Annotated in this window: 18 protein-coding genes; 14 read left to right on the forward strand and 4 right to left on the reverse strand. The window is 70.1% G+C overall.

The window, feature by feature from the left end; all coding sequences use genetic code 11:
* Nucleotides 1–99: 99 nt before the first annotated feature.
* Nucleotides 100–1,692, reverse strand: a complete 1,593-nt coding sequence (locus FFS23_RS15275; protein ID WP_038663967.1) for a peptide MFS transporter — start codon at nucleotides 1,690–1,692, stop codon at nucleotides 100–102.
* 117 nt (nucleotides 1,693–1,809) lie between these two features.
* Between FFS23_RS15275 and FFS23_RS15280 the strand changes: the two genes are divergently transcribed.
* Both FFS23_RS15280 and FFS23_RS15285 read left to right on the forward strand, forming a co-directional pair.
* Nucleotides 1,810–2,388, forward strand: a complete 579-nt coding sequence (locus FFS23_RS15280) for a nitroreductase family protein (protein ID WP_137899274.1) — start codon at nucleotides 1,810–1,812, stop codon at nucleotides 2,386–2,388.
* A 50-nt stretch (nucleotides 2,389–2,438) separates the two neighbouring features.
* Nucleotides 2,439–2,795 carry a GntR family transcriptional regulator gene (locus FFS23_RS15285; protein WP_038663973.1) on the forward strand — a complete coding sequence of 119 codons (357 nt, stop codon included), beginning with the start codon at nucleotides 2,439–2,441 and terminating at the stop codon, nucleotides 2,793–2,795.
* 131 nt (nucleotides 2,796–2,926) lie between these two features.
* Here the strand turns inward: FFS23_RS15285 and FFS23_RS15290 are convergent, their stop codons facing one another.
* Entirely contained in the window at nucleotides 2,927–3,745 is an 819-nt protein-coding gene (locus FFS23_RS15290; protein WP_137899275.1) for an arylamine N-acetyltransferase family protein, read from the reverse strand.
* Between the two features lie 163 nt (nucleotides 3,746–3,908).
* Nucleotides 3,909–5,627 (reverse strand): acyl-CoA dehydrogenase family protein, encoded by a 1,719-nt coding sequence (locus FFS23_RS15295; protein ID WP_137899276.1) that lies wholly within the window; start codon nucleotides 5,625–5,627, stop codon nucleotides 3,909–3,911.
* A 36-nt stretch (nucleotides 5,628–5,663) separates the two neighbouring features.
* Here FFS23_RS15295 and FFS23_RS15300 point away from each other — a divergent pair, with 36 nt between their 5' ends.
* Nucleotides 5,664–6,587, forward strand: coding sequence for an L-threonylcarbamoyladenylate synthase (locus tag FFS23_RS15300; protein ID WP_249340705.1), 924 nt, complete (start codon nucleotides 5,664–5,666; stop codon nucleotides 6,585–6,587).
* 137 nt (nucleotides 6,588–6,724) lie between these two features.
* Here FFS23_RS15300 and FFS23_RS15305 read toward each other — a convergent pair whose 3' ends face one another.
* The gene (locus FFS23_RS15305; protein WP_137899277.1) at nucleotides 6,725–7,750 is read right to left on the reverse strand and encodes a flagellin N-terminal helical domain-containing protein; all 1,026 of its coding nucleotides are present in this window, start codon (nucleotides 7,748–7,750) and stop codon (nucleotides 6,725–6,727) included.
* 270 nt (nucleotides 7,751–8,020) lie between these two features.
* Here FFS23_RS15305 and FFS23_RS15310 point away from each other — a divergent pair, with 270 nt between their 5' ends.
* Genes FFS23_RS15310 through fliN form a run of 11 tightly spaced genes read left to right on the forward strand, consistent with a single transcriptional unit; the run spans nucleotide 8,021 to nucleotide 19,366 of the window.
* Nucleotides 8,021–9,349 (forward strand): sigma-54 interaction domain-containing protein, encoded by a 1,329-nt coding sequence (locus FFS23_RS15310; RefSeq protein ID WP_137899278.1) that lies wholly within the window; start codon nucleotides 8,021–8,023, stop codon nucleotides 9,347–9,349.
* The gene (gene fliE / locus FFS23_RS15315) at nucleotides 9,346–9,705 is read left to right on the forward strand and encodes a flagellar hook-basal body complex protein FliE (RefSeq protein WP_038663991.1); all 360 of its coding nucleotides are present in this window, start codon (nucleotides 9,346–9,348) and stop codon (nucleotides 9,703–9,705) included. The genes FFS23_RS15310 and fliE overlap by 4 nt, the downstream gene beginning before the upstream one ends.
* Before the next feature lie 3 nt (nucleotides 9,706–9,708).
* On the forward strand, nucleotides 9,709–11,388 hold the full coding sequence (gene fliF, locus FFS23_RS15320; RefSeq protein ID WP_137899279.1) for a flagellar basal-body MS-ring/collar protein FliF: 1,680 nt from the start codon (nucleotides 9,709–9,711) through the stop codon (nucleotides 11,386–11,388).
* Nucleotides 11,385–12,407 (forward strand): flagellar motor switch protein FliG, encoded by a 1,023-nt coding sequence (gene fliG, locus FFS23_RS15325; protein WP_283214460.1) that lies wholly within the window; start codon nucleotides 11,385–11,387, stop codon nucleotides 12,405–12,407. The genes fliF and fliG overlap by 4 nt, the downstream gene beginning before the upstream one ends.
* Nucleotides 12,400–13,161: a FliH/SctL family protein gene (locus FFS23_RS15330; RefSeq protein ID WP_137899280.1), complete on the forward strand. Its 762-nt coding sequence runs from the start codon at nucleotides 12,400–12,402 to the stop codon at nucleotides 13,159–13,161. Before fliG ends, FFS23_RS15330 begins: the two co-directional genes overlap by 8 nt.
* Complete coding sequence (locus FFS23_RS15335) at nucleotides 13,155–14,483, forward strand: FliI/YscN family ATPase (protein ID WP_038664005.1); 1,329 nt, start codon at nucleotides 13,155–13,157, stop codon at nucleotides 14,481–14,483. Before FFS23_RS15330 ends, FFS23_RS15335 begins: the two co-directional genes overlap by 7 nt.
* Complete coding sequence (locus FFS23_RS15340) at nucleotides 14,476–14,907, forward strand: hypothetical protein (protein ID WP_137899281.1); 432 nt, start codon at nucleotides 14,476–14,478, stop codon at nucleotides 14,905–14,907. Before FFS23_RS15335 ends, FFS23_RS15340 begins: the two co-directional genes overlap by 8 nt.
* A gap of 35 nt (nucleotides 14,908–14,942) precedes the next feature.
* Nucleotides 14,943–17,486, forward strand: a complete 2,544-nt coding sequence (locus FFS23_RS15345) for a flagellar hook-length control protein FliK (protein WP_137899282.1) — start codon at nucleotides 14,943–14,945, stop codon at nucleotides 17,484–17,486.
* Nucleotides 17,487–17,506: 20 nt separating this feature from the next.
* Entirely contained in the window at nucleotides 17,507–18,124 is a 618-nt protein-coding gene (locus tag FFS23_RS15350) for a flagellar basal body-associated FliL family protein (protein ID WP_137899283.1), read from the forward strand.
* Between the two features lie 4 nt (nucleotides 18,125–18,128).
* Nucleotides 18,129–19,067, forward strand: coding sequence for a flagellar motor switch protein FliM (locus FFS23_RS15355; protein WP_038664017.1), 939 nt, complete (start codon nucleotides 18,129–18,131; stop codon nucleotides 19,065–19,067).
* The gene (gene fliN, locus FFS23_RS15360) at nucleotides 19,064–19,366 is read left to right on the forward strand and encodes a flagellar motor switch protein FliN (protein ID WP_038664020.1); all 303 of its coding nucleotides are present in this window, start codon (nucleotides 19,064–19,066) and stop codon (nucleotides 19,364–19,366) included. Before FFS23_RS15355 ends, fliN begins: the two co-directional genes overlap by 4 nt.

Genomic DNA, 19,366 nt, shown 5'->3' on the forward strand with positions numbered 1-19,366 from the left:
GCGCAGCTGGTGGAGGGGGGCTTCCACAGGCGGTATGCTGCGAGGAGAGCCCCCTCCACCACCGCTAAGCGGCGGTCCCCCTCCCCGTGCCGGGGAGGATCAGGGGCGCCGCTCGTCGCGCGTGTTCACGCCGGCCGCGGCAGGTTCGCCGATCGCCGCCTCGCCTGCCAGCGCGTGCGCATCGTCGCCGATCGTGTCGAGGTGCATCAGCTTCGTCACGAACGGCGCGAGCACCAGCACGACGACGCCGACGCCCATCGAGAACCAGCCGATCCGCCCGTAGACCTCCAGCACCTGCGCCGGACCAGCCCCTTCGCCGCCGGTCGCCTGCGCGATCAGCCCGGCGATGAAATTGCCCGCCGCGGTGGCGAGGAACCAGGTCCCCATCATCAGCCCGGTCATGCTCGCCACCGACAGCCGCGTCATCGACGACAGGCCGATCGGCGAGAAGCACAATTCGCCCATCGAATGCAGCATGTAGAGCAGGATGACGAAGATCGCCGGGGTGAGGCCGCTCGCCGGCGCACCGAGGATCAGCGCGAAGAAGCCCGCCCCGACGAGCACGAGGCCGATGCCGAACTTGAACGGCGCCGAGGGTTCGATGCCGCGCTTGCCCATCGCGGTCCACACCAGCCCGAACAAAGGCGCGAGCGTGATGATGAAGAAGGAATTGACCGACTGGAACCACGACGCCGGCATTTCCCAGCCCAGTACCGTCCGGTCGACCGACTGGTCGGTGTAGAGGTTGAGCGACGAGCCCGCCTGTTCGAACAGCGCCCAGAACAAAGGCGACAGCGCGACGAGGAACAGCGCGGCGAAGATCCGGTGGCGCTCGACCTTCGGCAGCGCGCGGAACGAGGTGAGCAGGATATAGCCGACGGTGAACACCGATCCGGCGATCAGCACGATGCCGACCGCGCCCTGGTTGCGGACCAGCCACCACGACAAGGCGACCGCGACGAGCGCACCGGCGTAGATCGCCCATTCGATCGACAGGCCGATCGGGGTGCGCGTCTGCAACGCGCCGGCGACCGGCGGTTCGCCGACGTCGTACAATTCGCGGCGGAACAGCACGAAGACGATCAGGCCGAGCGCCATACCGATCCCGGCGGCGCCGAAGCCGTAGGACCAGCCCATCCGCTCGCCGAGATAGCCGACCAGCAGCGGGCCGATGAACGCGCCCGTGTTGATCCCCATGTAAAAGATCGAGAAGGCGCCGTCGCGACGCGTGTCGTCGCGCGGATAGAGCTTGCCGACCAGCACCGAGATATTGGCCTTCAGGAAGCCGGTGCCGACGATGATGAAGGCGAGTGCGAGATAGAAGCCGTTAAGCGCACTGCCCTGCATGCCGACCGGCCCCTCGACCGCGGCGATCATCAGATGGCCGACGGTGATGAACACGCCCCCCGCCAGCACCGCCTTGCGCGGCCCGAGATAGCGGTCGGCGATATAGCCGCCGATGATCGGCGTGACGTAGATCAGCGCGGTGTACGCGCCGTAGACCGCGAAGGCGGGCTGTTCGCCGAACAGGAAATGCTTGGTCAAATAGAAGACCAGGATCGCCCGCATGCCGTAATAAGAGAATCGCTCCCACATCTCCGCGAAGAACAGCAGGAACAGCCCGAGCGGGTGTCCGAGGAAGGTGCGCGCGTGGGCCGGTACGCCGCCCCCGCTCGCTGATGCGATGGCCATAAGGTCTGCAAACTCCAACACATTCATGGCGCCGGCCCGACCGGGCGGCGGATCGCGGCAACCTAACGGCTGATCCCCTGCTGTAAACATCGCCGCCACCCGCTATGAGGCGGCATCATGTTCAACGACACCAGCACGCCGCTTTCGCTGCTCGCCACTCGCCGCTCGGGCAAGCCGCGCGACCTCGTCGCCCCCGGCCCCGACGCCGCCCAGCTCGACCAGATGCTCGCCATCGCCGCGCGCACCCCCGATCACGGCAAGCTCGCGCCGTGGCGCTTCGTCGTCATCGACGATCGCGACGCACTGTCGCGGCTGCTCGCCGACGCCTATCGCGCCGAGCGGCCGCAGGCGCCGCGCGGCGACCTCGACGCGCTCGACCAGTTCGCGCGGCAGGCGCCGACTTTGGTCGTGGTGCTGTCGTCGCCGGTGACGGCAAGTCCGATCCCGTTGTGGGAGCAGGAATTGTCCGCCGGCGCGGCAACGATGAACCTGCTCCACGCGGCGCATGCGCTGGGCTTCGCGGCGGGCTGGTTGACGGGATGGCCGACCTTTTCGGACGCGGTGCGCGACGGCCTGGGCGCGGCGCCCGAGCGGATCGCCGGTTTCGTGTTCATCGGCACCCCGAGCCGGCCGCTCGACGAACGGCCCCGCCCGGAGCCGGCACGGATCATCTCGCATTGGCCCAACATGGGATAGTCCAGCCAGGTTGTTATGGACCTTTTCCGCCGTTGGTGTATTAAGTCAGCATGACAGCGTTCAGCAACGAGGACAGCCCGGTCTACATCCGGTTACGCGGCACCATCGCGGCGGGCATCCTGCGCGGCGACTATCGCGCCGGCGACCAGCTTCCCTCGGTACGCGCCTTCGCCGCCGAACATGGCGCCAATCCGCTGACCGTCGCCAAGGCCTATCAGAGCTTCCAGGACGACGGCTATGTCGAGGTCCGCCGCGGCGTCGGCATGTTCGTGCTGCCGGGCGCCTCGGAGAAGTTACGCGCGGCGGAGCGCGCGGCGTTCGTCGAGACGCAATGGCCGCGGATCCGGGGTTATATCGACCTGCTCGGACTGGACGCCGCCGACCTGCTGGAGCGCGAGCAGGCGTAAAAAGCGTGTTCGCTCTGGCAGTTTGCGCCGCAGGCTGACCCAATATTCCCGAGCTGCGTGATGATAGACCATACGCGCGGCTGGCGAGACACCTCCGCGTCTTTCGCGTCTTCGCGCGAATCCACTCTTCTTCAGAACAGCCCCAAACTCTCCACTTCCTCGGTGGTCAGGTCGATACCGAACATCAGCGACATGCGCATGCGATAGACGCGCGGGTCGGTGATCTCCGCGACGCTGCTATTGTCGCCGGCGCGGCGGTGATAGCGGCGGTCGGTGAGACCGGCGAGGCCGTGCGGCAGGACGATGCTGGCGATGGTAAGCTGGGTGAAGCGGCTCTGCGGCGCGGTCGACGCCCAATGGTTGGACAGAGCGAGGTCGGCGTCGAACACCGCAGTCTCGTGGAAACTATATTGCGGCTGCCAGCCCTCGCCGGTGCCGCGGCCATCGGTCGAGCCGGGATCGCCGCGCCGGCTGAGCATCCAGCCGTGCTCGGCATGGCGCTCCAGCCGGAACCAGGCGCCGTCGGGCGCCTCCGCTTCCCAGCCGTCGGCGAGCGCCATCACCGGCGCATAGCTGCCGCCGAAGCCGGCGTCGGCGATCCACGCGCGCCCGTCGATCGTCACCAGACTGAGCGTATGGGTGAGCGGCGGCGCGTCGGTGACGCCGAGCCAGACGCGCGCAAGCAGCGGCCGGACGGCGAAGCCCAGCGCGATCAGCGCGTCCATAAACAGGCGGTTCTGCTCGAAACAATAGCCGCCGCGCTTGCCGGTCACGAGCTTAGCGAAGACCGCATCGCCGTCGATCGGGATACCGCGGCCGAGGCGGACGTCGAGATTCTCGAACGGGATCGACAGGCGATGCTCGCGCTGGAGCCGGCCGAGCCCCTCGGCGTCGGGCGTGACACGGGCGGGCAGACCGATGCGGGCGAGATAGGCGTCGAGGTCGAACATGATAGGTCCTTGGAAGCGATACATTCCTCCCCCACAAGGGGAGGTGGCAGCGCGCAGCGCTGACGGAGGGGGGCTTCCTCATGGTATAGCGTCCAGGGAAGCCCCCCTCCACCACCCGGCTGCGCCGGGCGGTTCCCCTCCCCGTGCCGGGGAGGACTTCAGGTCAGGCGGCGAAGGCCTCGGCCGGTACGACGTAGAGCACCTCGGCGCTCGCCGTCGCCGCGGCCTTAAGGCCGTGGGCCTCGGGGACGATCTGGTCGAGGTAGAAGCGCACCGCGGCGCGCTTGACGATCGCGAATTCCTCGTCGCCCGTCGCATGCCGGCCTTCGCGTTCCATCAGCCAGCCGCAGACCGCGACCGAGGTCATCGTCAGGAACGGATAGCTGGCGGCGAGCTTGTCGTCGGCGTCGAGCGTGGCGAGACGGCGGGCGATCGCCTCGACCGCGTCGATCAGCGCGACCAGCTCGGGATGCGTCGCCTCGGCGCGCATGTCGCGGACGAGCGCGGCGAAGGCGCCGCCATTGTCGAGTGCCAGCTTGCGGCCGACGAGATCGGCGGCCTGGATGCCGTTGGTGCCTTCGTAGATCGGCGTGATCCGGGCATCGCGGAAATATTGCGCGGCGCCGGTTTCCTCGACATAGCCCATGCCGCCGTGGACCTGGATGCCGAGCGAGGCGACCTCGTTGCCGATATCGGTGCCGTGCGCCTTGGCGAGCGGCGTCACCACTTCGAGCCGGTTCTTCGCCGCACCGTCGCCGAGCCCGGCGCGATCGACCTGCCCCGCGGCATAATAGACGAGCGCGCGCGCCGCCTGCGTCTGCGCCTTCATCCGCAACAGCATGCGGCGGACGTCGGGATGGTCGACGATCCGCACCGCCTCCTTGTTCGGCGAACCCGCGCGCGCCGACTGGACGCGTTCGAGCGCATAGCCGACCGCCTTCTGCGTCGCACCCTCGGCGATCTGCACGCCCTGCAGGCCGACGTTGAGCCGCGCGTTGTTCATCATCGTGAACATCGCGCGCATCCCGGCATGTTCGGCGCCGATCAGCTCACCGACGCAATCGTCATGGTCGCCGAAGCTGAGCACGCAGGTCGGCGAGGCGTGCAGCCCCATCTTGTGCTCGATCGAGACGACGCGGACGTCGTTGAAATCGCCCGGCGTGCCGTCGTCTTTCAACCGGAACTTCGGCACGAGGAACAGGCTGATGCCGCGCGTGCCGGCGGGCGCATCGGGAGTGCGGGCGAGGACGAGGTGGACGATATTGTCCGCCATGTCGTGGTCGCCGAACGAAATGTAGATCTTGGTGCCCTTGATCGACCATTTGCCGTCGCCGAGCGGTTTCGCCGTGGCGCGGAGCGCGCCGACGTCGCTGCCCGCCTGCGGCTCGGTGAGGTTCATCGTGCCGGTCCAGTCGCCGGTGGCGAGGTGGGGCAGATACAGCGCCCGTTGCTCGGGGCTGCCGTGGTGGATCAGCGCCTCGATCGCGCCGACGGTCAGCGTCGGGCAGAGTGCGAAGCCCATATTGGCCGAGCCGAGCGTGTCGAGCACCGCGGTCTGGATCGCGAAGGGCAGGCCCTGGCCGCCGAAATCCTCGGGCACGCCGATCGTGCCCCAGCCACCCTCGACATACTCCTTATACGCCCTGACGAAGCTCGCCGGCATATGGACGCCGTCGGGCGACCATGTCGCGCCGACCGTGTCGCCCTCGCGATTGAGCGGCGCCCATTCGCCGCTGGCGAACTGGCCGACGCCTTCGAGCACCGCGTCGACCACGTCCGGGCTGGCGGCGGCGAAACGCTCGGTCGCGGCGAGTTCGCCGATGCGGACGACATGCTCGAGTACGAAACGCTGGTCGGCCACGGCTGCGGTAAAGGACATCATTCTCTCCTGGGATTGCGCACGATATAGGCCGGACGGATGGCCGATCCAAACCCGCGCATCTTACCCTACGGCATGGCCGCGCTCGCCGAGGCCGCCGCGCGAATCACCCGCGGCGAATGCGTCGCGGTGCCGACCGAGACGGTCTATGGCCTCGCCGCCGATGCCGGCAACGCCGATGCGGTGGCGGGGATCTATGCTGCCAAGGGGCGGCCGAGCTTCAATCCGCTGATCGTCCATGTCGCCGATCTCGCCGCCGCCGAACGGCTTGCGATGTTCGACGACGATGCGCGGATGCTGGCGACGTTGTTCTGGCCGGGGCCGCTGACGCTGGTGCTGCCCTTGCGCGACGGCGCGCCGATCGCGTCGCTGGTCACCGCCGGCCTGACGACGGTGGCGATCCGGGTGCCGCGGCATCGCGCGATGCAGGGGCTGATCGCCGCGGCGGGCCGACCGCTCGCCGCGCCGTCCGCCAATGCGAGCAACGGCATCAGTCCGACGCGTGCGAGCCATGTCGCGGCCAGTCTGGGTACGCGGGTGCCGCTGATCCTCGACGACGGCGCGACCGAGGCGGGGCTCGAATCGACGATTATCGCCGGTCGGACGGTCCTGCGGCCGGGGCCGATCACCGCCGCCGACCTGCCGTTCGCGACGACCCCCTATATAAAGGAGTCTGCGATCACCGCGCCGGGGCAGCTCGCGACCCATTATGCGCCGCGCAAACCGCTGCGGCTGGATGCGGCTGCGGCGCGGCCGGGCGAGTGGCTGATCGGGTTCGGCGCGATAGCGGGGGACGACACGCTTTCGGCGGCGGGCGACCTGCGCGAGGCGGCGGCGCGGCTGTTCGATGCGCTGCATCGCGCCGATGCCAGCGATCGCACCGGCATCGCCGTGGCACCGGTGCCGCGGGACGGGCTGGGCGAGGCGATCAACGATCGGCTGGGCCGCGCGGCGCACCGGTAGGAAGACGGATCGAAGGGGTCTGCACAGCCGAAAACCCCGGTGGCGGACCACCGGGGTTCTGGCTTCGCTCGTCCTTGGGGGGCGAGCTTGGTCGGCGCTGATGCCCTTGGGGGGCGGCGCCAGCGCCGGTAAGCGGCTTACTGGAGCAGCTTCAGCACGCCCTGCTGGCTCTGGTTGGCCTGCGAGAGCATCGCGGTCGACGCCTGGCTGAGGATCTGCGCCTTGGCGAGGGCGGTCGTTTCGGCCGAGAAGTCGGCGTCCTCGATCTGGCTCTTCGCCGAAGTCAGATTGGTGACGTTGGTGGTCAGGTTGTTGACCACCGAGGTCAGACGGCTCTGGCCGGCACCGATCGAGGCGCGGGTCGTGTTGACCGACTTCTGCACGGCGTCGATCGTGTCGATCGCGGTCTTGGCGCCCGCCGCCGAGCTGATGTCGATACCGCCGGTATTGTCGCCGGTGGTCGCCGGGGTGTAATATTTGTCGCCGGCGGCGAGCGTCTTCGACGTGCCGATGTCGGTCGAGGTCAGCGCGGTGGCGCCGCCACCCGTCTTGCCGCCGTAAGCGACGTCTTCCGCGGTGATGACGCGGCTGGTGCCGACCAGCGGACCGGCGGCGACGGTCGCCAGACCGGCAGCGACCGTGGCACCCGCCACACCGCTCACCGACGCCATGTCGAGCTTGCTGATCTTCAGGTCGACCTGATCGCTCGAGCCGGCACCGGCCTGGATCGTCACGGTCTTGTCGTTCGCCGAGTCGAACAGGCTGACGCCGTTGAACTTCGTGCCGGCGATGTTGGTCAGCTGCTTCTGCAGTTCGGCGACTTCGGTCTTCATGTTCGAGCGGTCGTCGGCCTGATAGGTGCCCGACGCCGACTGGACGGCCAGTTCGCGCATCCGCTGCAGGATGTTGGTGACTTCGCCGAGCGCGCCGTCGGCGGTCTGCGCCAGGGCAATGCCGTCGTTCGAGTTGCGGATCGCCTGGTTCATGCCGCGAACCTGCGCACCCATCGAGGTCGAGATGGCGAGGCCGGCGGCGTCGTCCTTGGCCGAGTTGATCCGCTTGCCGGTCGACAGGCGCTCCATGGCGCTCGACAGCTGGGCATTGGCGGTGGTGTTGGCGTTCGCGGAACGCATCGACGCGATGTTGGTACCGATGACGGTCATGAGATGTCTCCAAAAGCTGCGGCGCTCCCCGCCGCCCCCAGAGCGGAGGGCCGAGCCGCCAAATGAGAGAACGGCCAGTCCCGACGGGGATTTAGCGGAAAAATTCGGCCGCCGCGATTTTGCTCGGCCCTCGCATGCGTACACGCGCGCGTAGACGCGCGAGCGGCACGCGCGCGTCGCGCCCGGAAAAATTTTGCCGGTCAGGAACAAATTTTAATCCGGCATTTACTCTGGAACCCGCATTGGAGAGCTCGTCCTTGGGGGATAGCAATGCGTTCGATTTTCTCTTCCGCTGCGGTGTTGCAGCGTCACTATCCGCTCGTCTCCAGCCTGCGTGCGCAGGGCTTCGGTCTCGGTTCGTACGAGACCGGGCAGCCCGGTGCGGCGGATCTGTTCCTGATCGCCGAGGGCGAGGCGCCGCCGGCGCCGGCACGCTCGGTCATCATCGGCAGCGAAGGCCGCCACGTGCTGCCGTCGCGCAACGGCAATCCGGCACGCATCGCCTTCGGGCCGGAGGACGCCGCGGTCGGCAACGGCTTCGCCCGCGCGCTCGTCGCCGGCGCCGAGATGCCGACCGCCGCCGATCCCGAAAGCCTCGCGCTGCTGGCGCTCGCCGAGCGCGTCGCGCAGGCGGACATCACCGTGCTGATCAACGGCCCGACCGGCACCGGCAAGGAAGTGCTCGCCCGCGCGATCCACAACCAGTCGCCGCGCCGCAACGGCCCGTTCATCGCGATCAATTGCGCCGCTTTGCCCGAGACGATGCTGGAGGCGCTGCTGTTCGGTCACCAGAAGGGCGCGTTCACCGGCGCCTCGTCGGGCGGCGAAGGCTTTTTCCGCGCCGCCGACGGTGGCACCATCCTGCTCGACGAGATCGCCGAGATGCCGCTGCAACTGCAGGCCAAGCTGCTGCGCGTACTGCAGGAGCGCGAGGTGGTGCCGATCGGCGCCTCGGTGCCGCAGGCGATCGACGTGCGCGTCATCGCCTGCGCCAACCGCGACCTGCAGGGCGAAGTCGCCGCCGGCCGCTTCCGCGCCGATCTCTATTACCGCCTGTCGGTCTTCCCGCTGTCGACCAAGCCGCTCGCCGAGCGTCCGCAGGACATTCCGGCGCTCGCCGCGACGATGATCCTGCGCCATGCCGGCACCCGCGCGGTCGTGCCGTGGCCGACCGCCGAGGCGGTCGAGACGCTGGTCGCCCACGACTGGCCGGGCAACGTCCGCGAACTGGAGAACGTGATCCAGCGCGCGCTGCTGTTCGCCGGCGGCGACACGATCGACGCCAGCCACATCGTATTCGACCGTCCGGTCAGCTTCACCTTCCACCGCGAGCCCGCGCCGGTCACGCAGCTGTTCCCGCAGGCGCCCGCCGCCGCACCGGCAGCAGCGGCCGCGAGCGAGCCCGCCACCTTGGGCAACGTCGTGCAGATGAGCGAATTCCAGGCGATCCGCGAGACGCTGGCGGCGTGCGGCGGCAGCCGGATCGAGACCGCGCGCCGGCTCGGCATCTCCGAACGCACGCTGCGCTATCGCCTCGCCAAGGCACGCGAACAGGGTAACGACCTGGCCCGTCCGCTCAGCATGGCGGCGTCGGCATGAGCGGCGTGGCCGGAGTGGGCGGCGCGATGAGCGTCGACCGCGTGATGCAGCTGCGCGCGCAGATCCTCGAACGCAACCAGGCGCTGAGCCGCGCCAGCGCGACCGATGGCGCCGCCCCCGCGGGTGCGACGAAGCCGACCAGCTTCGCCGACACGCTGCAAGACGCGCTGAAGGACGTCAACGCCGGCCAGAACAAGGCCTCGGCGCTGTCCGAAAGTTACGAACGCGGTGAGACGGTCGACATCGCCAAGGTCATGCTGGCCCGCCAGCAGGCCTCGGTCGGGTTCGAGGCGACGCTGCAAGTCCGCAACAAATTGCTGTCCGCTTACAAGGACATCATGAGCATGCCGGTGTAATCGATGAGCACTGCCCTCGCCCCCGCCTCGCCCTCGGCGCTGCCCGAGAAGTTCGCCAACCCGCTCTTGCAGATCAAGGGCGTGCTCGCCCAGCCCGCGGTGCGGCGCAGCCTGCCGATGGCGATGCTCGTCGCGCTGATCGGCGCCGCCGCGCTCGCCTGGATGACCTTCGCGACGCCGACGCAGAAGACGCTGTTCACCGGCCTGACCGACGCCGACAAGCAGGCGGTGACCAGCGCGCTGACGCAGGCCAATATCACCAGCAAGATCGACGAAGGCACCGGCGCGCTGACGGTCAACGAGGACCAGTTCAGCAAGGCGCGGATGCTGCTCGCCGGCCAGGGCCTGCCCAAGCAGGCGCCGGGCGGGTACGCGATCCTCGACCAATTGCCGATGGGCGTCAGCCGCGCGGTCGAAGGCGAACGGCTGCGCCAGGCGCGCGAGACCGAACTCGCCCGTTCGATCGAGGATATCGACGCGGTCGCCGAGGCGCGCGTCCATCTCGCGATGCCCGAAGCGTCGGTATTCGTGCGCGACAATGCCGCGCCATCGGCGTCGGTCGTGGTCAAATTGCAGGGCGGCCGTGCGCTCAGCCAGGCGCAGGTCCAATCGATCGTCAACCTCGTCGCCTCGTCGGTGCCGGGGATGAAGCCCGAAAGCGTCACGATCGTCGACCAGATGGGCGCCTTGCTGTCCAAGCCCGGCGCCGGCGGCGTCGACGGCGACAATGACGCGCGGCTGGAAATGCAGCGCAAGACCGAGGACAAGGTGCGTCAGCAGCTCGTCCAGTTGCTCACGCCGCTGGTCGGCGCGGGCAATTTCACCGCCGAGGTGCAGGCCGACATCAACCTCGACCAGACGCAGGCGACCCGCGAGACCTATGACAAGGCCGGGACGCTGCGTGCCGAGACGGGCAATTGGGTCGGCAACCAGGCGAACGGCCCGGCGACACCCGGCGGCATCCCCGGGGCGCTGTCCAACACGCCGCCACCCGCCAGCCAGTTGCAGACGCCGCAGCCCGCCAATGGTGCGAGCGGTGCGCCCGCCGCGGCGCCGACGCCGGTCGCCGGTGGCCCCGCCCCCAATCCCAACAAGCAGAGCGACAGCTTCCAGCGCGCCTACGACCTCGGCAAGGAGGTGTCGGTGACGCGTCAGGCCCCCGGTTCGGTCAAGCGGCTGTCGGTCGCGGTGCTGCTGCGCGATCCCGACAAGACGCGGCGCACCGCGATGGAGATCGGCCAGATCACCGATCTGGTGAAGAGCGCGGTCGGCTTCGACCAGGCACGCCAGGACCAGGTGACGGTGATCAGCCGCAAGTTCGCCGAAACCTCCGCCGATGCCGATGGCCCGGCCTGGTACGACAATGCCTGGCTGCCGGTGCTCGCCCGCAACGGCACCGCGATCCTGATCGCGCTGCTCGTCCTGCTGCTCGGCGTGCGTCCGCTGGCCAAGGGCCTGATGAAGAAGCGCGAGGATGCGACGCCGGCGCTCGCCGGTCCGGGCGCCACGCCGGTCGGCGGCGAGACCGACGGCATCACCGTGCACGAGGCGGTCAGCCTCGACCGGCTCGAGGCGTCGCAGACGGTCGACGACCGGATCGGCGCAGTCCGCGGCTTCACCCGCGACAATCCGGCGCGTGCCGCGCTGGCGATCCGCGACATGATCAAGGCCGACGCCAAGTGAGCACCGTTGCCCCCGCCCGCACCTATACCGGCGTCGAACGCGCCGCGGTGCTGATGATGCTGGTCGGCGAGGACGAGGCCGCGGCCATCCTCCAGAAGCTCGATCCCGAGGAGGTGCGCCAGCTCGGCTCGGCGATGTTCGCGGTCGCCGACGTCTCCGAACAGGAGATGGAGGACGTGCTCGACGATTTCGTCGGCAAGGCGCGCGAGCGCACCGGCGTCACCTTCGAACCGCGCCCGCGGATCGAGGCGGTGATGAACCGCGCGCTCGGCGCCGAGAAGGCGGAGAGCGTCCTCGCCCGCATCACCCCGCCCGAGGCGGCGTGCGAACTCGAATTGCTCGACTGGCTCGACGCCAGCGAAATCGCGCAGATGATCGAGAAGGAGCATCCGCAGATCGCCGCGGTGATGATCGCCAACCTCGATCCCGCGGTCGGTGGCCAGGTGCTCGAACTGCTGCCCGACGCGGTGCAGCCCGATATCCTCCACCGTATCGCACGGCTGGGACCGATCAACGCCGATGCGATCGACACGCTGAAGACGGTGCTCGCCAACCGGCGCGGCGGCAGCGGCGGCGGCGGCTCGGCGAGCGGCCTGTCGCTGGGCGGCACGCGCGAGGCGGCGAAGATCCTGCAGGGCGCGCGCAAGGCGACCGAACAGCGGGTGCTGCCGAAATTGTTCAAGATCGACAAGGACGTCGCCAAGGCGATCGAGGAGGCGATGTTCGTCTTCGACAATCTGCTCGACATGGACGACAAGAATCTCGGCACGCTCATCCGCAACGTCGACGGCGACATCCTGTCGCGCGCGCTCAAGGGTGTCGACGAGACGGCGCGCAACCGCTTCCTCGGCTGCATGTCGGCGCGTGCCGCCGACGGCATCCGCGACGAGATGGAGGCACGCGGGCCGATGAAGCTCGCCGAGGTGCTGGAGGCGCAGAAGGCGATGATCGGCATCGCCCGCAACCTCGCCAAGGACGGCACGATCATGATGGGCGCAGGCGACGACGATTATGTCTGACTTCGTCGCGGGTTTCGCCGCACGCCACGACACCGCCGCGCATCTGTTGCAGGCCGCCTTCGCGCCCCCCGCCGGCTTTTCGCCGCGCGAGATGTGGGCGACGCTGGAACGCACGATGGGCGGCGCTGCCGCCGCCGCGCCGGCACCCGAGCCGCGCAGCGGCCCGCGCCACTTCAGCCCCGCCGACCCCGGCGGCGACAAGCCGACGCGCGGCTGGGACCCGCTCGACACCGAGGCGGAGCCGAGCGGCTTCATCGACCCGGTCGAGACCGCGCACGCCGCCGGCTATGCCGAGGGACTGGCCGCCGCCGCCGCCGCCGCGCGCGCCTCCGGCGACCGCGACCACGCGCTGCTCACCCAGCTTGCCGCGGCGCTCGCCAACGGCCACCAGCTCGACCGCGACCATATCGCCGGGCAATTGCGCCAGACGGTGCTGCTGCTGGTCAACAAACTGGTCGGCGAATGCGGCGTCGCCCCCGCGGTGCTCAACGCCCGGATCGAGGCGGCGGCGGAGCTGCTGGCGGAGGCCGGCGAATCGGCACTGCTGCGGCTCCATCCCGACGACCTGCCGCTGGTCGAGGGATCGCTGCCCAAGACGATCTTCGCCGCCGGCGACGCCTCGCTGACGCGCGGCAGCTTCGTGCTCGAAAGCGCCTCGACGCTGGTCGAGGACGGCCCCGAATTGTGGCTCGGCCAGCTCGCCGAGGCGATCGACCGCGTGCCCGTGCCGACGCTGGAGGAGCGCGGGTGTTGAACCGCTTCACCGCCGATTACCTCGAAACGCTCGCCGCCGCCGACTTCCGCCCGACGCCCAAGGTGTCGGGGCGGCTCTCGTCCTACGACGGGTTGCTGATGGAGGCGGTCGGTCTGTCGCTGCCCGTCGGCACGATCTGCGAGATCGGCGGCCATGGTGACGCCAAGGTCGAGGCGGAGGTGATCGGCTTCCGCAACGGCCGGACGCTGCTGATGAACCTCGGCGGCCCCGCCGCCCTGCTGCCGCGCGCGCCGGTACGCCCGATCGGCGCGCCCGGCGAGGCGGAGGTCGGCGCGGCGATGCTCGGCCGCGTCGTCGACGGCGCGGGACGGCCGATCGACGGGCTCGGCCCGATCCGCGGCGCGGGCAAATGGCCGCTCGCCGGCAAGCTGCAATCGCCGCTCGACCGTGGCCGCGTGCTCGAACCGATGGACGTCGGCGTGCGCGCGATCAACGGGCTGCTGACGATCGGCCAGGGCCAGCGCGTCGGCATCATGGCCGGCTCGGGCGTCGGCAAGTCGGTGCTGCTCGGCATGATGGTTCGCGCCGCGCAGGCGGACGTGATCGTCATCGGCCTGATCGGCGAGCGCAGCCGCGAGGTCGCCGACTTCCTCGAGACCAAGGTCGCCGGCGCCGCGCGCCAGCGCTCGGTCGTCGTCGCGGTGCCAGCGAACCATTCGCCGGTGCTGCGCATCCGCGGCGCGCTGCGCGCCACCGCGATCGCCGAAGCCTTCCGCAACGAAGGCAAGAAGGTGCTGCTGATCATGGACAGCCTCACCCGCGTCGCCCACGCCGGCCGCGAGATCGGGCTGGCGCTGGGCGAGCCCGCCTCCGCGCGCGGCTATCCGCCGTCGGCGATCGCCATGCTGCCCAACCTCATCGAACGCGCCGGCACCGACGTGCGCACCGGCGGCTCGATCACCGCGATCTACACCGTGCTCGCCGACGGCGACGACGGCAACGATCCGGTCGTCGATTCGGCGCGCTCGATCCTCGACGGCCATATCGTGCTCAACCGCCATCTCGCCGAGCGCGGCGTCTATCCGGCGATCGACATCGGCCCCTCGGTCAGCCGCGTGATGACCGACATCGCGCATGCCGATCACATCCATGCCGCACGCGTGCTGCGCCGCCATCTCGCGACCTATGAGGAGAATCGCGACCTGGTGCTGATGGGCGCCTATCGCCCCGGTGCCGATCCGGCGATCGACGCGGCGATCGCTGCGCATCCGGCGGTGATGGAATATATCAAACAGGGGTCGGACGAGATCGTCTCGCTGGGCGATGCGATCGGCGAGCTGACCGGCGTGTTCGGTGCCTGACGCCAGGAAGCTCGCGCGCATCCACCGCGTGCGCACCCTCCAGCTCGGCCTGACCCGCGCCGACGAGGTGCGCGCGCACGAGAAGTTCGCCAGCGAAGAGCATCTCGCCCGCCGCATCCAGGCGCTCGCCGATGCGGTGTCGCCGACGCCGGACACGCGCGCCAGCGCCGCGGCAATGGGCGCACAGGCGCATTTCCGCGACCGGCTGCATCAATCGTCGGCAGCGGCACAGGCGCGCCTCCAGTCCGCCGAGGCGTTCGTCAACCGCGCCACCGAGGCGACCCGCTCCGCCAAGCGCGACCAGAGCGCGATCGAGAAACTGCTCGAGCGGGCACGCCGCGCCGCCGCGGTCGCCGAGATGCGCGCGCTTGAGGAAACGCCGCCCGTTTCGCCGCTGAAGGCAAAACGGCACGATCCTTGCTGATCGTATCGGGACACCCTCTCGACGAGATTGCCCCGATGATCACTCCCGCCACTGCCGTCGCCACGAACGCCCCCGGCCTGCCGGGCAAGGGCGCGTCGCCGGCCGGCGGCGAGATGTTCGCGCTGTCGATGCTGGCGGTGGGCGGAGAGGCGGATGCGGCGGCCTCGCCCGCCATGCCGGCGGCCGCCCCGGTACCGATGACCGGACCGGTGGCGCCGATCGAGACCGGCCGGCAAGGCTTTGCCGCTCCCGGCATGCCGCTGCCGACCGAGGCCGTGCCGGCGCGGGTCGATCCGGCGCTCGCGTGGCTGGCGGCGGTCGACATTCCCGTGCCTGCGCCGCTCGAGGTGCCGCCGGCGCTCGCCGCGGTGCCGGTGGCCGAAGTGGCGACGGTGACGACGCCGACCCCGCATAGCTTCCGGCCGGTGGCGAACAACGGCGCATCGGTGATGGCGCTCGCTGCGGCCGTACCCGATGCGGCCGTCGCGCCGGCCGATCCACTGCCGATCGCAACCGCACCGGTCGACGCGCCGGCGGCGCCGGCGACCCCGGATATCCCGGCGCGGCAGCCCGATGTGGCCACGCGTCCGGCCGCTAAGACGGTTGAACGTAAGCCGACACCGGCCGCCGCGATGACGGCTGCCGTACCGGCACCCGATAGTGCACCGGTGGTCACGACCGTCCCGGTGATGACATCGGTCGCACCGCAAGCCGACGACGCTCCACAAGCGACGCCGGTCGCGGATGCCATCGCTATCACGCCCGATGTCCCGACGAAGCGCACCGCCGGCAAGGCCGAAGTGCCGATTCGCGGCGTGCGCACCGCCGCACCGCGTCTCGCCGAACCGGTCATGCCGACTCTGCCCGAACCGGACGAGGCCCCCGTATCCGCCAGCAATCAGGGTGACGAGGCCGCCGTCCCGGTGGCAGTCGACACACCGGCCTTGCCGCAACCGGACGCCGTGGTGATCGCCCAGGCCGCGCCGACACCTACACCGCCGCCGACGCCGGTCGTCGCGGAACAGCCGCAGCCGGCCCGCCGCGTCGCGCTGGCCGCCAAAACGACAGCGGCGGCCCCCATGACCCCGTCGGCGATGCCGCAAGTCGTCGCACGCGACGCCGCACCGACCCCACAGACGGAAGCGTCCGTACCTGTCACGGCGCCGATGGGCTCGCCCGTACCGGTGGCTTCGACAGCTGCACCGACGCCCTCCGCTCCGAAGCCTGAGATCGATCACGCCGCAGCGTCACCGCCGCCGGCAAAGCGCTCGGACGATGGCCCGCCGGTCGTGGCACAGCGCGTTGCAGACACCACTCCACCGCCTGCATCCGCGGCGCCAACGACCGGGACGATGGCGCCGGTCGCAGCCCCGGTGCAGATCGCGCGGTCGCAGCCGGGTGGCGGCGCTACCGTCAGCCCGGCGACGACGCGGGCGCGGCCCGCACAACGTCAGACGACGACACCGGTCCCGCAAACGGCCCTGGACCCGGCCCCGCCGACCATGACCGTCGATCGTGCTGCGGTCGCGACCGCACCGGTCACGACCGTCACCGCGCCGCTTTCCTCACCAATCGCATCGACCGCCGCTACCGCCAACGTCCCACCGCCCTCCACCCTCGCGGCGGCCAGGCCGGCAGATGCCACTCCGGTCACCCCCGCCACGCAACCGACGGTCGCTGCGCCGGTGGCCGCGACCGCGACCGCGCCCGCCGCAATACCAACCGCGGTCGCGCCCCCCGTCATCGCAGCGGCAGCGCCGGTCGCGGTCGCCGGCGCGCCCGTGATCGCCAGCCCCGCGCCCGCCACCCCGGCACCGCAGCCGCGCGCGTTCGTGCGTGAGGTCGACGGCACGGTCCGTCAGACGGTCGCGCTGCGCCCGCAGGCGGCGGCGCTGCCGCAACCGCCCGCGGGCACGACCGCACCGGCCTCGCAGGTGTTCGGTGCCGCGATCCACGCCGCCGCCGGCGCCGACGACCGCCGCGCCGCCGAGCCGGTCGAGCTGGCGCCGACCGCGGCGCCCGCAGTGGCGCCGGTCGTCGGCGGCAATGCCGTCGTCGATCCGCAGCCGACGCTCGACCTGCGCCAGAACGGCTGGCCGGCGGCGATGATCGACCATATCGAGACGCTGCGCGATGCGGCCAATGCCACCGACACGCGCATCCGCCTCGTCCCCGATGCGCTCGGCGTGATCGACATCGCGGTGAAGACGGTCGGCGACGCGATCCACGTCCGCTTCGCCGCCGCCGACGCGACGACGCGGACGCTGATCGAGGATGCGCAGCCACGCCTTGCCGCGATCGCCGAGGAACGCGGCCTGCGCATCGGCCAGACCGTGGTCGAGGCGGCGCCGGCCAGCCAGACGAACACGGGTCAGCCGCAGGGCCAGGCGTCGCAAAGCCAGTCGTCCCAAGGCCAGTCCGCCGGCCAGAGCGCGAGCGGTCAGCCGCAAGCCAATCAGGCGCAGACCGGCCAGCAGCAGCAGCCGCGCCAGAACCAGACCTCCGCGCGCCAGCCGGCCTCGCCGCCGCGGGCGCCCTCCCCCCACACCGACGCCGCCGCCGACGGCCGCGTCGCCTGACCTCCTGAGGATCCGAGACGATGAGCGACAAACCCGAAGACGCCCCCAAGAAGAAGGGCGGGATGAAGAAGATTCTGATCATGGTGGTCGCGCTGATCGTGCTGGTCGGCGGCGGCGTCGGCGCCGGCGTCTATGCGGCGAGCAGCGGCCTGATCGGCGGCGGCCATGCCGCGGCGCCCGAGGAGCACGGCCCCAAGCTGATCCCCAAGTCCGAACAGAAGCGCCCCGCCGCGGGCGGCGAAGGTGGCGAGGGCCATGGCGGCGGCGAAGCGGCGTCGAGCGGCGGCAAGCACACGCCGTCGGGCGGCGACGGCGACAAATATGCCTCCAATTATTACGCGATGGACCCGCAATTCACCTCCAACCTGCAGGATTCGGTGCACGTCATCCAGGTCGGCATCGCCGTCTCGACCCCCTATGACGATACGGTCATCGAGAATCTGAAGACCAACGACATCGCCGTCCGCTCGGCGGTGCTGCTCACGCTCGGCGACACGCCCGAGGAGCAGGTGTTCAGCTCCGCCGGCAAGCTGCAGATGCAGCAGCGGATCGCCAAGGCGATCAACGCGACTCTCGAACAAAAAGAAGGATTCGGCGGCATCAGTAACGTCTACTTTACCAATTTCGTTGTTCAGTGAGCCCATGGTTAATGCCGCAGAAACCTCCGAACGACGGGCAAGGGAACGCCGCCCCGCCGCGCATGCGGCGCGGCTCGGCGAGACCAAGCTGAATCCGTTCGGCGACCTGCATACGCTGCAGCATCTGTCCGCGCGGCTCGCGCGGGCGTTGCGCGGCGTGTTCGAGCCGTTGCTGCGGCGCGAGGTGCGCGCCTGGGCCGAGCCGCTCGTCGTCCAGCGTTTCGGCGACTATCGGACGGAGCGGGCCGACGGGCTGACCGCGTGGCTGCCGCTGATCATGTCGCCGCAGGGCGCGACCGGCCTGTGCGTGCTCGACGGCGTGTTCGTGCTGGAGATGCTCGACCTGTTCTTCGGCGGCACCGGCGCCGCCCCCGCGGTGGTGCCGGCCGAATTCTCGCCCGCCGCCGAGGCGATCGTCGGCAAGATCGGCGCCGCGATCGCCGGTCCGCTGCGCTCCGCCTGGGAGCCGCTGGCGCGGATGGACTTCACCCCGACCCGCGTCGAGATCAACGCCGCGATGCTCGCCACCGACAGCGACGATGCGATGATCGTCACCCGCTTCGGCCTCGCCGCGGGGGACGACAAGCCCGTCTTCATCGACCTGCTCTACCCGGTGACCGCGCTCAAGCCGCATGCGCCGACGCTGACCGGCAAGGTGCTCGACAAGCAGGAGGCGGACCCCGCCTGGCGCACGTCGCTGACCCGCGCCGCGATGAACGTCCGCTTTCCGATCCGCTCGGTGCTCGCCGAGCCGGTGGTGCCGCTGTCGATGCTGATGAACCTCAAGCCGGGCGACGTGATCCCGATCAGCTTCGGCCCGGAAGTGCCGGTGATGGTCGGCAGCGACTGCCTCGGCAAGGGCACCGTCGGCACCTCGAACGGCCATGCCGCCGTCCGCCTTACCTCCATTGCCCGATTCGACGACGAAGGACCTGACGCATGAACGATATGACCGGCGGCTTCCCGCTCGATGCGGGGGTGGCCGCCAACTTCCGGCTGCTCCAGGACGTCGACGTCAAGCTGACCGTGGAGATCGGCTCCACCCAGCTCACGCTGCGCGAATTGCTCGCGCTCGGCGAATCGAGCGTGATCGAGCTCGATCGCCAGGCCAACGAACTGCTCGACGTCTTCGTCAACGGCACGCTGATCGGCCGCGGCGAGGTCGTCACCGTCGGCGACCGCTTCGGCGTGCGGATGACCGAGCTGGTCACCCCCGACAAATCCGCTCCCTCGCGCGGCTGA

Origin of the sequence: Sphingomonas sp. 2SG (assembly GCF_005503285.1) — a bacterium.
In the GTDB taxonomy this organism is placed as follows: domain Bacteria; phylum Pseudomonadota; class Alphaproteobacteria; order Sphingomonadales; family Sphingomonadaceae; genus Sphingomonas; species Sphingomonas taxi.